This window comes from Marinomonas sp. MED121, assembly GCF_000153025.1.
Classification (GTDB): Bacteria; Pseudomonadota; Gammaproteobacteria; order Pseudomonadales; family Marinomonadaceae; genus Marinomonas.
This window is the reverse complement of record NZ_CH672437.1, coordinates 21,648-34,338: the sequence shown is the minus strand read 5'-3', so window position 1 is coordinate 34,338 and position 12,691 is coordinate 21,648. Positions and strand designations below refer to the sequence as shown.

Annotated in this window: 11 protein-coding genes; 1 reads left to right on the top strand and 10 read right to left on the bottom strand. The window is 43.2% G+C overall.

The window, feature by feature from the left end:
* Positions 1-148: 148 nt before the first annotated feature.
* The 5 genes from MED121_RS23390 to MED121_RS23370 form a co-directional block, all read right to left on the bottom strand.
* Positions 149-1,126, bottom strand: a complete 978-nt coding sequence (locus MED121_RS23390; RefSeq protein ID WP_009836281.1) for a hypothetical protein — start codon at positions 1,124-1,126, stop codon at positions 149-151.
* Positions 1,123-2,232, bottom strand: coding sequence for a DUF3696 domain-containing protein (locus MED121_RS23385; protein ID WP_009836282.1), 1,110 nt, complete (start codon positions 2,230-2,232; stop codon positions 1,123-1,125). Before MED121_RS23385 ends, MED121_RS23390 begins: the two co-directional genes overlap by 4 nt.
* A complete protein-coding gene (locus MED121_RS23380; protein WP_009836283.1) occupies positions 2,225-3,352 on the bottom strand; it encodes a DUF262 domain-containing protein in 1,128 nt (375 codons plus the stop codon). Before MED121_RS23380 ends, MED121_RS23385 begins: the two co-directional genes overlap by 8 nt.
* 836 nt (positions 3,353-4,188) lie before the next feature.
* Positions 4,189-4,971, bottom strand: a complete 783-nt coding sequence (ssb, locus tag MED121_RS23375; RefSeq protein WP_009836284.1) for a single-stranded DNA-binding protein — start codon at positions 4,969-4,971, stop codon at positions 4,189-4,191.
* Positions 4,972-5,091: 120 nt separating this feature from the next.
* Positions 5,092-6,450: an MFS transporter gene (locus MED121_RS23370; RefSeq protein ID WP_009836285.1), complete on the bottom strand. Its 1,359-nt coding sequence runs from the start codon at positions 6,448-6,450 to the stop codon at positions 5,092-5,094.
* Positions 6,451-6,675: 225 nt separating this feature from the next.
* Between MED121_RS23370 and uvrA the strand changes: the two genes are divergently transcribed.
* Positions 6,676-9,504, top strand: coding sequence for an excinuclease ABC subunit UvrA (gene uvrA, locus MED121_RS23365; RefSeq protein WP_009836286.1), 2,829 nt, complete (start codon positions 6,676-6,678; stop codon positions 9,502-9,504).
* A 155-nt stretch (positions 9,505-9,659) separates the two neighbouring features.
* Here the strand turns inward: uvrA and rplQ are convergent, their stop codons facing one another.
* The 5 genes from rplQ to rpsM all read right to left on the bottom strand — a co-directional run bounded on the left by rplQ (position 9,660) and on the right by rpsM (position 12,580).
* Positions 9,660-10,049, bottom strand: a complete 390-nt coding sequence (gene rplQ / locus MED121_RS23360; protein ID WP_009836287.1) for a 50S ribosomal protein L17 — start codon at positions 10,047-10,049, stop codon at positions 9,660-9,662.
* Positions 10,050-10,091: 42 nt separating this feature from the next.
* Positions 10,092-11,096: a DNA-directed RNA polymerase subunit alpha gene (gene rpoA, locus MED121_RS23355; protein WP_009836288.1), complete on the bottom strand. Its 1,005-nt coding sequence runs from the start codon at positions 11,094-11,096 to the stop codon at positions 10,092-10,094.
* A 34-nt stretch (positions 11,097-11,130) separates the two neighbouring features.
* A complete protein-coding gene (rpsD, locus tag MED121_RS23350; protein ID WP_009836289.1) occupies positions 11,131-11,751 on the bottom strand; it encodes a 30S ribosomal protein S4 in 621 nt (206 codons plus the stop codon).
* Positions 11,752-11,767: 16 nt separating this feature from the next.
* The gene (gene rpsK / locus MED121_RS23345; RefSeq protein ID WP_009836290.1) at positions 11,768-12,160 is read right to left on the bottom strand and encodes a 30S ribosomal protein S11; all 393 of its coding nucleotides are present in this window, start codon (positions 12,158-12,160) and stop codon (positions 11,768-11,770) included.
* Positions 12,161-12,223: 63 nt separating this feature from the next.
* Complete coding sequence (rpsM, locus tag MED121_RS23340) at positions 12,224-12,580, bottom strand: 30S ribosomal protein S13 (RefSeq protein ID WP_009836291.1); 357 nt, start codon at positions 12,578-12,580, stop codon at positions 12,224-12,226.
* Between the last annotated feature and the right edge of the window lie 111 nt (positions 12,581-12,691).

Here is a 12,691-nt window from a genome sequence, read left to right as displayed (position 1 = left end):
TATAACCTTTTACCTGAGTGCTTTGGATATCCCTGCTTAGGCAGCCCACCGAAGACATACGAAATACAAAAAACCATGCATTTGCATGGTTTTTTCGTTTTGAAGCACGACACCCTAACAATAAGAACAACTCAGATTTTCTTGAAATTCATAAAGTTAAATGCGCCCCTAAATACGCCACATATATCCGCCTACTTGCTGAGTCAGCATAAAAATGCAGACGGTATCCGTCAGGTAGTTTTACATGATTCTCGCAATAGACCTGCCGCCCATCATCTAACCAAAACATGCGCTCTTTCTTCTTTTTGGGATCATCATTTACACTGTTAGATTCACCACTGACTTCAGCTGCCAAGCCCACGTCTCTTAAATACTCATGGCGGTACTCTACATACTCACCAGCAAGCCATTTTTCACCAAACGACTCCAGTACATTTAGCGCATCACGCGCCTTGAATAATACATCCGTTCTAGCAGACCAACCTTGCAAACTTGTACCTATTTGATTTGACAACAAAGTGATATGAGGAAACAATTCCTTTCTTTGCAACCAAATATCCTTAGCGGTATTTAACAGCGCATTACGACGCTGTTTTAATTCAGCACCATGCACTTCCAAACTCGCAGAACCACTCAGATTTAAAAGCGTTTCTTCTCTTTGATCTGGTATCGCTTCTAGATCGAAAACCCAGACTTTAATGTGACTATTTGCCCAAGCGGCCAGAGCCGTGAAACTGGCAAGGAACGTTTCAAGATAAAACGCGGCTAATAGCACAGACTTGCCTGAATCCTCTCTAGGTAACCCAACGTCCACCGTACCACCAATACTTTCAAGATCCACGGTTTCAAAAAGTGGTTGTTTCGTTTCAAGGGATTTAAGAAACCGGCACCAATCCGTAAGCTCCTCAATCTTGCTTGCCGAGGCAAACCAATTGCGCACAAAGTATCCATCCGATAGTTCCAATCCCATTAGCGACATATCTTGATCTTCATCGACCAACAAAATTTTTAGCCCAGCAGTTCGGCAAACTTTAAGCACTGAAAAAAAAGCCAATAGTCCATTATCTGCATCCTCTTTGCTGGCAAACGGCAAAGAGTGATGGTTCAGCACAATTCCATTGCTCATAACAGCTGATCCAGTTCCTTATCCCATTGGTCAAAGAAGCCTTCAGGCCAGCAGTCAATTCGACCTTCATCATCAATATTGGGATACATAACTTCTGAGGAATGAATAGAATTATGAACATCTCGCTGTAAGAAAAAGACTTTTACATCGTCAGCAGCAATCACTTTCTGCTTAACAGCAACACGCATACCGTTGAGGAAGTGATCGGAATGGGATTCTACAATTAATTGCACACCATTATTTGCTGCGATGGCACACAGTTTACCCATCAATGATTGTCCAGCGGGGTGCAAGTGTGATTCAGGGTTTTCAATAATCAGCAAATCACCTTTTGCCGCACTTAAAATACTGGTCACAACAGGTAATACATAACTCAGGCCAAAGCCCACATTTTGCGGTTTAAACTCTTCAGTCGTTTCTTTACCTTGGTTGAAAGAGTAACTTAGACTCGCCGAGTTAAACTGAGGTTGCGCCACGGCTTTGATTTTTAAACCGGGTGTAATATCCGACATCCACGCCTCAATATTGGCAAGTAAAGTTCCTGAAACAGCCTTTGGATGGCGTAAAGCTTCAATTCCCAGATCTTTAGCGCCATTGACCGCGATAAAATGAACTGCAAACTCACCATGATGGCCAAGCGATTTCAAATCACGAATATGAAACTCAGACAATTGGTGATGACTTTGTGGGCTTAATCTATCGGCACATAAATACTGAAAATTAGAGTTGAATAAACTCAAAGACTCAGCATCTACGTCAATACCTGATTTGCGCAGCGGCAAAAGATCCGTGTCGTGTTGATAATCGAACTCAATCCGTGTGGGTTGTTCTTTCTCGCTCCACTTCACGGTGAAAATAATCTCTTCTTCCTCACTAAAGCTGGAAAGTGCGTCTTTCCCAGTGCCTATATTGACGTAATCACCATTCAGAAGAAGCCCCTTGCTTTTAAGGGTATTGCGTTCGTAAGACTGCCTGAGAAGCAACAAGCTCTGTACAAGAGTCGATTTACCCATGCCGTTAAGGCCTGAAAACAAATTCAGGTTCCTTAATGGAAAGCTGGCATTCAACAAAGTTTTAAAATTCTGAATATTAATGAACTCAATCATTCAACACCTTCTTAATCAACGAATTAACTTTTTCATAGCGTATTTCGACATGCTCTTTGCGCTGAGTAGAGTAGCTAATAGCATTAATAAACTCAGCATCTTCCAATAAATCTCGTGCTTTTTCTTGAAACTCAAATTGCCTACTCACTAAGTGGTTAAATTCGCTTTCAGTTAATTTCGCCAACATAATCATCCAAACTTCAAATAAAGTGGCATTTTTTGACCGTCTTCTTGAATTAGGGTTTTTTTCAAATCCTTTTTCTCCCAAAAGTTGGTGACAGCGTTCAATCGCGGTTGAATATTTAGTTTTAAACTCTGCGCGGTAGGCATCATCGCCTTTCTTGATGTCTTCCATGGCTTTGTCTAAAAACGAAGCAATTTCTTTTTTGTTTTTAGGGTCTAAATAATCAAAGCGATAAAATGCCCAGAATCGCAACACTAGCTCCTGATCCTTCATACGTTTGGAAAGGTCACCTAGCATGGCTTTTGAGCATGTTGAATTGGCTAATTTTTCGAGCAGTTCTCTGTCTCGTGGCTTAGCGAGCGCATTACGGATCTCTTGATTATTGAGCGTTAAGCCCCCCGTATTGATACGGCGAAACACCGAATATTTAACATCCTCAGGCGTGCCCGGTTTAATCATGTACACAGTAACAGGGCATTCTTCAATACGGCGCTGATATTGGCGATGTAGCTTATCGAACGTTTTGCCATTGAGTTCAATTAAGAACTCCAGCCCATTGAGGCGAAGCTTTTTATCTAATACAAATTTGCGAATAGTCGATAACCGCTGCAAGCCGTCAACAATCAGCCAATTATTTTCATCGGACGCATCAAAATAGAATGCCGGTAATGGGAACCGAATCAAAATAGATTCAATTAAACGGCTCATCTTGCGGTTATCCCACAACTCTGCATGACGCTGAAAATCAGTATTCATGTCGATTTCATTGTGCTCAATTCGCTTAATCAAGGTATCCAACGACTTCGGCTCAGCGACGATATCAATATCTGTCGGATTAAACGGGCGCATCACCTCATCAAGCAGTTCCGGTTCATCGTCACTCAAGTTTGGATCAACTAAATCATCATCAAGTTCTGATTCTGTTATTTCAGTCATATAGCTTCCTTAAAAAAAATTGTAACGACCACCCTGGGAACATTTATTAACTCATCGTTTAAAGGTGCTTATAATTTTCTTAAACTAGGGCTTTATTTATTTCAGCATATATCGGAGTTATCAATAAGTTACTTAAAATAAAAGACAAAGCTTTTTCTCAAGAGCTGCCACTTCTAGCTTGGACGTGAAGGTACTCATTTTGCTGATTTCTGTTCCTTAACTTTATTTTCACCCTACTCCCTCACAGAGCTCTTTTAAAATCATATATTTTAGTTCATCTGAGTAATTAGCCATTTGCAAGTAAAGTTCATCTGTGTATTTAGAGAGTCAGCTGTGTACTAATTGCGAAGAGAATCCGGCAGAGCTTGCTTAATATACTTGTATATCTCGTCTTCGTTTATTTTAAACCTAAGCGACATTAACCACTAATAACTTATATAGAAAGCCACAGGGTAGCAATTCCTTTGTGCATCATGCCCTTAGATCTAAGCGGATAATAATATCTCTTTATAAAAACAGCGTGAACATCGTTGCCATTTCAAAGTGAGAAGACAGGTCGTCACCATCTGTTGAGAAAATTATTAGTCTAAAGCTATCTGTATTCTTTTTTCAAAGATGAAAAACTATTTATTGTAAGCTACGTAACCAAAGCTTTTTCTTTATCGCCTCAAACCTAGTCTTGAGGCGATAAAGAAGTCGGTTAAAAGTAAAAATATTTAGCTTTCCACAAACCGATGAAATTAAGATCAAGCAAAACTTCAATTTACCACAAAACAAAAAACCCCTATATAAAGGGGCTTTCAACTTTAACTATACAAATTTAATTTATGTATGGGCTAAAATGGAATGTCATCATCAAAATCATCAAAGCTTGGAGCCGCTGGCTTAGGAGCTGGTGCCGCTGGGCGTTGTTGAGCTTGCTGCTGTGGCGCACGCTGTTGAGGCGCAGCTTGCTGTGGAGCCGCTTGTTGTGGTTGCTGGCCCCAGCTACCAAAAGATTGCGGTTGAGCTTGTTGCTGCTGCGGCGCTTGCTGTTGGAAACCATTGTTTTGAGCAGGGTTTTGCTGAGCTTGGTTCTGCTGAGGTGCTTGCTGTTGTGGCGCACGCTGTTGGAAACCGTTGTTTTGCTGAGCGTTTTGAGCTGGGTTTTGTTGAGGAGCTTGCTGGAAGCCACCTTGGTTACCCATGTTGTTCATAGCAGGCGCTTGTTGCTGTCCGCCAAAACCAGCGTTTTGCGCGTTGTTATCAAAACCACCTTGGCCAGCTTGATCGCCACGGCCGTCTAGCAATTGCATTTCGTTAGCAATGATTTCTGTGGTGTAACGCTTAATGCCGTCTTTTTCCCACTCACGTGTACGAAGAGAACCTTCTACATACACTTTAGAACCTTTCTTAATGTAGTCACCAGCAATTTGACCTAGGCGGAAGTTACCACGGTCCATAAAAGAAACACGGTGCCATTCAGTACGCTCTTGCATTTGACCCGTTGTCTTGTCTCTCCAGCTTTCTGTTGTTGCTAGGCTGACATTTGCAACCGCGCCACCAGAAGGCATATAACGTACTTCTGCATCATTGCCCGCATTACCGATCAAGATGACTTTATTTATTCCACGTGCCATGACGTTCTCCAAGTTTTCCTATTCGTTTAGCGTTTTATGCACTTGCTGTTTGCAGCAAATGGACGCCAAATTCGTTTTTTCTCAATTCGTTTTAGGCCAAGGCCAAATATGTGCCCTAGTTTACACTGAAACAGTGGGTGCTAGCTGCAGTAATTTATCTTTATCTAAGAGTTTTTTATCGACTTTTAAATAAGCGGTTTTTTCGTCGCTAAAGATTTGCATGTCTTCTACCCCATCCACATTAGATAAGTCATTGGCAAGCTTATCAATTTGGGCAAGGTCTAGATGCTGCAAGCTAAATGCAAGGCTGGTTAAGTGGCGTGTTGGAGCCTGTCTCGTCGCAAAGAAGGTCCAAACAAACATAATTGCAGCCACACTAACAAAGAGCGTTTGACTAGAATAGTTTTGCAGTATCCAGCCGCCTCCGATACCACCCACAAAGGCCCCTAGAAACTGATGGGTCGAAAAGATGCCCATCGCAGTCCCGCGATAGCCCACAGGAGACACTTTACTGACCAAAGATGGCAAAGTGGCCTCTAAGGTATTAAAGCCGACAAAGTAAAGCCAAAGGGTTATGGCAAACAAGCTAACCGAAGAGCTAAAGCCCATTAACAAGGTACCAAATGCCAGCATAAGAATGGCATAACTCACTACCTGTTTCATTTTACCCTTTGCTTCGGCCACTATCACCATAGGCAACATACCAACAAAGGCAAGCCCCATGACAATAAGGTACAGCCAACTATGATCTGCTAAAGGCAATTCAAATCGTGAAACTAGCATACTGGGAATGCTGACAAAGAGAGCCGTTAAGCTCGCGTGCAAAATGAAAATGCTGAGATTCATAAAGCGCAGCGGCTTATTCGCAAATACTCTTGATAAGGCTTGTAAAGAAGGTGTGGTATCTCGCTTAAAGGTATGTTGCTTCACATTAGGAACAGCAAACAGAATGAGCCCCATGCCGATCACAGAGAATGCCAAAGACAAATAAAATAAACCCGCCAAGCCGATTACAGAGAATAACCATGGCCCCATTACCAATGACAACATGAAAGACACACCGATACTGATGCCCACTGTTGCCATGGCTTTAGTACGGTTTTGTTCTCGAGTTACATCACTAAGTAAGGCCATTAAAGTACTGGCAATGGCACCGGCACCTTGAATCGCTCGCCCAACAATAAGGCTGGTCATGCTATCGGCATTGGCGCAGATCAAACTGCCTAAAGCAAAAATCGTCAGGCCAATTAAGATAATGGGTTTGCGCCCTATTTTATCTGACATCATCCCCATAGGAATTTGCAGTAAGGCTTGGGTTAATCCGTATACGCCAATGGCAGCACCAATCAATGCCGCATTAGCACCTGATAAGTCATCCGCAGCAATGCTGATAATGGGCATAATAAGAAACAAGCCCAGCATTCTAAACAGGTATACACTGGCTAAAGCCAGGACAGAACGACGCTCAAGTGCATCCATAAATAGGCGTACCAAACAAAATTAATGACAAAGGTTGGCAATTTTACAAAAAATACCGTTGAAGCTCCATTTGAACTACTGTAAAAATAGACAGTAATTTAAGATGAGTAGTAGATTAGTTGATAATATTCACTCTTTTACAACCTGTGTGATGCGCAAGCTCTGTTTTTAGCCTCACCCATCTCTCTAACATTCGCACTTTTGAGCATAATAGGCACAAGATTAATGGATACCATTACTATACGTGGGGCACGTACTCATAATCTCAAAAACATTGATTTAGACATTCCTCGTGACAAACTCGTTGTGATTACCGGCTTATCTGGTTCAGGTAAATCATCATTAGCATTCGATACTTTATATGCCGAAGGACAGCGCCGCTATGTAGAGTCTTTATCGACTTATGCGAGGCAATTCCTTTCTATGATGGAAAAACCCGATATCGATCATATCGAAGGTTTATCCCCAGCCATTTCTATTGAGCAGAAGTCTACCTCTCACAACCCTCGCTCCACTGTGGGTACCATTACTGAGATTTACGATTATCTACGTCTATTATTTGCTCGTGCAGGCCAACCCCGCTGCCCAGACCACGGTGAGCCCTTAGAAGCCCAAACTATTTCTCAGATGGTGGATAAGGTGATCTCTTTGCCTGAAGACAGCAAGATGATGTTGCTGGCCCCTATCGTAAAAGATAGAAAAGGTGAGCACTTACATACTATTAGTGACTTACTATCAAAGGGCTTTATTCGTGCACGCATCGATGGCCTTGTGGTTGACCTAGATGACGCCCCAGCATTAGAGAAGAATAAAAAGCATACGATTGAAGTCGTGATTGACCGCTTTAAAGTTCGCCCTGATTTACAGCTTCGTTTAGCTGAATCCTTCGAAACCTGCTTAGCTTTGTCTGATGGTATTGCGATGGCGGTGAACATGGATGATGAAAAAGATGTGCATATCTTTTCTAGCAAGTTTGCCTGCCCTGTCTGTGGATATAGTTTAACTGAGCTTGAGCCAAGGCTCTTCTCTTTTAATAATCCAAACGGTGCTTGCGGCACATGTGATGGTTTAGGGACTCATCAACTGTTTGACCCTGAACTTATCATAGTTGATGACTCTCTGACGTTAGCGGAAGGTGCTATCCGTGGTTGGGGCCGAAGAAGTATCTTTTACTTCCAACAGTTAAACGCCTTAGCTGACCATTATGGTTTTGACATAGAGCTTCCCTATAAAGACATTCCAGATAAATTCAAAAAACGCATTCTGGAAGGCTCTGGTACAGAGGAACTGTCCTTTACCTATATTAATGACAGAGGCGATAAGATAAGCCGCTCTCATCCCTTTGAAGGTGTCCTCCCTAATCTAAAACGCCGTTATCACGAAACCGAATCAGATAGTGTGCGTCAGGATTTAACTCAGTATATCAGTGTTCAACCTTGCCCTGATTGTCATGGCTCTCGATTAAATAAAGCAGCACGCAATGTCTTTATTCAAGAGCAAACCTTGCCCGAAATTACCGTCATGCCTGTGGCAGCTTGCTTAAAGTATTTTGAAAACCTGCAATTGGCTGGTGCAAAAGGCGAAATTGCCAGCAAAATACTAAAAGAAATTCGTGATAGATTAACCTTCTTGGTCAATGTCGGTTTGGATTATCTGACCTTAGACCGTAAGGCGGATTCTTTATCTGGTGGCGAAGCCCAAAGAATACGACTAGCAAGCCAAATTGGTGCTGGCCTTGTAGGTGTGATGTATATTTTGGACGAGCCTTCTATCGGCTTACACCAAAGAGACAATGAGCGCCTCATTGCGACCTTAACTCGTTTAAGAGATCTGGGTAATACTGTGATAGTGGTAGAACACGATGAAGATGCAATTAGAGTCGCTGACTTTGTTGTCGACATTGGCCCAGGCGCAGGTGTACATGGTGGACAAGTCATCGCCCACGGTACACCACAAGATATTATGGACAACGAGAACTCTATTACAGGTAAATACCTAAAGGGAACATTGGGCATAGAACTTCCTGCGATTCGTATTCCCGCTAAAAACAATGAATACCTAGAGCTAAAAGATGCCACTGGTAATAACCTGCAGAATGTAAATTTAAAAATTCCAGCGGGGGTGATGACCTGTGTGACTGGGGTATCAGGCTCAGGCAAATCCACTCTAATTAACAGCACTCTCTATCCATTAGCAGCCACTGCTCTTAACGGCGCAACCACACTTAAAGCCTCTCCTTATGGAGAAGTGAAAGGTTTAGATCTATTTGATAAGTGTGTTGATATCGACCAAAGCCCAATTGGACGAACACCCAGATCTAATCCTGCAACCTACACTGGTATCTTTACGCCAATGCGAGAACTTTTCTCGGCCACACAAGAAGCAAGGTCTCGTGGTTATAAACCAGGTCGCTTTAGTTTCAACGTGAAAGGTGGGCGTTGTGAAGCTTGCCAAGGTGATGGGGTGATCAAGGTAGAGATGCACTTCTTGCCAGATGTGTATGTGCCTTGTGATGTCTGTAAAGGTAAACGTTATAATCGTGAAACCTTGGAGATCAAATACAAAGATAAGAACATCCATGAGTGTTTAGAAATGACGGTAGAGGATGCCAGAGTCTTCTTTGACGCTATCCCATCTATTGCACGCAAACTTCAGACTTTGATTGATGTAGGTCTCGGCTATATTCGCCTAGGACAAGCGGCAACCACGCTTTCGGGTGGTGAAGCTCAAAGGGTGAAGCTGTCTAAGGAGCTTTCTAAGCGAGATACAGGTAAAACCTTGTATATCTTAGATGAGCCAACAACAGGACTTCATTTCGAGGATATCAAACAGCTATTGAAGGTTCTCCACAGGTTACGTGATCATGGTAATACTATTGTTGTCATCGAGCACAATTTGGATGTCATCAAGACAGCTGATTGGATTATCGATCTGGGCCCAGAAGGCGGTAGCGGTGGTGGTTTTATCATTGCTGAAGGTACTCCAGAGACGGTTGCACTAGAAGCTAAGTCTCATACAGCAAGATTCTTGAAACCTTTGTTAAAGATGGACTAAAGAATCTAGGCAATTAAAAGACCTCCTTCGGGAGGTTTTTTTATGCCTGAGGAAAGGACATAGACAAAAATGAAATCTGAATTTAGCGGTTAGAGAAAATTTAAAGCAAAAAAAACCGGACCATAAGGTCCGGTTTTTTATGTTACATACTCGGCTTATTCAGCTGAGTCTGCCGCTTCGTCAGCAACTGGTCTGTCGACCAATTCAACGTAAGCCATTGGTGCATTGTCACCAGCGCGGAAACCACATTTTAGGATGCGGATGTATCCACCTGGACGAGCTTGGTAACGAGGACCAAGTTCGCCAAACAATTTACCTACAGCAGCTTTGTCACGAGTACGTGCAAAGGCTAGACGGCGGTTCGCAACGGAGTCAACTTTAGCCATTGTGATCAATGGTTCAGCAACTCGACGAAGTTCTTTGGCTTTCGGCAACGTAGTTTTAATAACTTCGTGCTCGAATAAAGAAGCAGCCATATTTTTGAACATCGCTTTACGATGCGAGCTAGTACGGTTTAAGTGACGACCACTCTTACGATGACGCATTTTAAATTCCTTACCAAACTACGGTGGTCAGGGAACAATGACCTAGCGAGCTAGTACCTTGCTGTCGTCTTTCAAACTAGCCGGTGGCCAGTTTTCCAAACGCATTCCCAAAGACAAACCACGCTGTGCTAAAACATCTTTGATTTCAGTCAACGACTTCTTACCAAGGTTAGGCGTCTTAAGAAGCTCTACCTCTGTACGTTGAATCAAATCACCGATGTAATAAATGTTCTCTGCTTTCAAACAGTTAGCACTGCGAACGGTCAACTCAAGATCATCAACCGGGCGTAGTAATATTGGATCAATCTCATCTTCTTCTTCTTCAACAACTTGCTCGCTTTCACTCTCAAGAGCAACAAACACAGCAATCTGTTGTTGTAAGATAGTAGCCGCGCGACGGATAGCTTCTTCCGGATCGATAGTACCGTTAGACTCGATGTCAATGACAAGCTTGTCTAGGTCAGTACGTTGCTCTACACGAGCATTATCGACGCTGTAAGAAACACGACGCACAGGGCTGAATGAGGCATCCAGTTGCAAGCGACCGATAGGACGAGTCTCATCATCACTTGCAATACGAGCATCAGCAGGCTCATAACCACAACCACGAGCGACTTTGATCTGCATATTTAGTTCTGCAGTATCATCTAAGTGCGCAATAACGTGATCAGGATTCGAGATCTCAGCATCTGCAACTAGCTGAATATCTCCAGCTGTTACAACACCAGGTCCCTTTTTACTTAAAGTAAGAGTTGCTTCATCTTGCCCGTGTAGAGCGATCGCAACTCCTTTAAGGTTAAGAAGAATTTCAATTACATCTTCTTTAACCCCTTCAATGGCGCTGTATTCATGCAATACACCGTCGATTTCTACTTCAACAATTGCACAACCAGGCATTGAAGATAAAAGAATACGGCGTAACGCATTACCTAGAGTATGCCCAAAACCACGTTCTAGTGGTTGAAGAGTAACTTTAGAGCGAGTTTTGCCTGCTTCTTGTACTTCAATGTTGCGTGGGGTTAACAATTCGCTCACTGAACGCTGCATAGATCCACCTATATCTAATCCTAATAGCCAGAACTTACTTAGAGTAAAGTTCGACGATTAGGTTCTCATTAATTTCAGCTGATAAATCGCTGCGCTCTGGAGCCGCTTTGAATACAGCTTCCAGTTTAGTCGCATCAGTTTCTACCCAATGTGTAGAAGTGCGATTTTTAGATAGCTCAATTGCATTTTGAATACGCAATTGCTTTTTAGCTTTCTCACGAACAGAAACAACATCACCTGCTTTAACTTGGTAAGATGCAATGTTTACTGTTGCGCCGTTAACTTGAATGCCTTTATGGGCAACAAGCTGACGAGATTCCGCACGTGTCGCACCGAAACCAGCGCGATATACTACGTTATCCAAGCGAGACTCAAGCAGTTGCAGAAGGTTTTCACCAGTTGCACCTTTACCACGAGCCGCATCTTTGTAGTAGTTACGGAATTGCTTTTCTAGTACGCCGTAGATACGACGAACTTTTTGTTTCTCACGTAATTGTAAGCCGTAATCAGAAAGACGACCGCGACGTGCACCGTGCACACCAGGAACTGTCTCTGCTTTACATTTCGACTCAAGAGCGCGTGAACCGCTCTTCAATTGCAAGTCGGTACCTTCACGACGAGACAACTTACAAGTTGGACCTATATAACGAGCCATGTATCTGTCTCCTCAGTTAAACGCGACGTTTTTTCGGTGGACGGCAACCATTGTGTGGAATTGGCGTCACATCCGTAATGTTATTGATACGCAGACCTAATGCATTTAATGCACGAACTGCGGACTCACGACCAGGACCAGGGCCCTTGATCATAACGTCAACGTTCTTAAGACCGAACTCTTGAGCAACAGCACCTGCGCGTTCAGCAGCAACCTGTGCAGCGAACGGAGTACTCTTACGTGAACCGCGAAAACCAGAACCACCGGCAGTCGCCCAAGACAAAGCATTGCCTTGACGATCGGTGATAGTCACGATTGTATTGTTAAAAGACGCATGTACATGAGCAACACCGTCGACAACCGTCTTTTTGACTTTTTTCTTGGTATTGCGCGTAGCTGGCTTAGCCATATTGCACTTTCCTATTTAATGCTCAGCTCTAATTACCTGTAACTAGAGCGAAACGCGTTAAGATTACTTACGAATTGGCTTACGAGGGCCTTTTCGTGTACGAGCGTTCGTTTTGGTACGTTGACCACGAACTGGTAAGCTGCGGCGGTGACGAATCCCGCGGTGGCAACCCATATCCATCAAACGTTTGATAGACATGCTTAGCTCACGGCGAAGGTCACCTTCTACAGTATACTTAGCAACTTCGCCACGTAATTGGTCAAGCACTTCATCGCTTAGAGATCCGATTTTAGCAGACTCTGCGACACCTGTTGACGCGCAAATTGCGCGAGAACGTGTGCGACCAATTCCGAAGATGTAAGTCAGAGAAATGACCGCATGTTTATTGTCAGGAATATTGACACCGGCTATACGAGCCATTCAACTTTACTCCCGTTGTTAGGATGATAATTCATCACTTTGCTTTCATAAGGGGCGGCTGTATATGCCCTAAACTCTAGGCGAGAAATCAACCACCTTCCCATCATCGAG

Excerpts from the sequence above, each read along its gene's own strand:
- rpoA (WP_009836288.1), bottom strand. The coding sequence starts at position 11,096 with ATGCAGCGTTCAGTGAGCGAATTGTTAACCCCACGCAACATTGAAGTA.
- MED121_RS23380 (WP_009836283.1), bottom strand. The coding sequence starts at position 3,352 with ATGACTGAAATAACAGAATCAGAACTTGATGATGATTTAGTTGATCCA.
- rpsK (WP_009836290.1), bottom strand. The coding sequence starts at position 12,160 with ATGGCTAAGCCAGCTACGCGCAATACCAAGAAAAAAGTCAAAAAGACG.
- rplQ (WP_009836287.1), bottom strand. The coding sequence starts at position 10,049 with ATGCGTCATCGTAAGAGTGGTCGTCACTTAAACCGTACTAGCTCGCAT.
- MED121_RS23370 (WP_009836285.1), bottom strand. The coding sequence starts at position 6,450 with ATGGATGCACTTGAGCGTCGTTCTGTCCTGGCTTTAGCCAGTGTATAC.
- uvrA (WP_009836286.1), top strand. The coding sequence starts at position 6,676 with ATGGATACCATTACTATACGTGGGGCACGTACTCATAATCTCAAAAAC.
- rpsD (WP_009836289.1), bottom strand. The coding sequence starts at position 11,751 with ATGGCTCGTTATATAGGTCCAACTTGTAAGTTGTCTCGTCGTGAAGGT.
- rpsM (WP_009836291.1), bottom strand. The coding sequence starts at position 12,580 with ATGGCTCGTATAGCCGGTGTCAATATTCCTGACAATAAACATGCGGTC.
- MED121_RS23390 (WP_009836281.1), bottom strand. The coding sequence starts at position 1,126 with ATGAGCAATGGAATTGTGCTGAACCATCACTCTTTGCCGTTTGCCAGC.
- MED121_RS23385 (WP_009836282.1), bottom strand. The coding sequence starts at position 2,232 with ATGATTGAGTTCATTAATATTCAGAATTTTAAAACTTTGTTGAATGCC.
- ssb (WP_009836284.1), bottom strand. The coding sequence starts at position 4,971 with ATGGCACGTGGAATAAATAAAGTCATCTTGATCGGTAATGCGGGCAAT.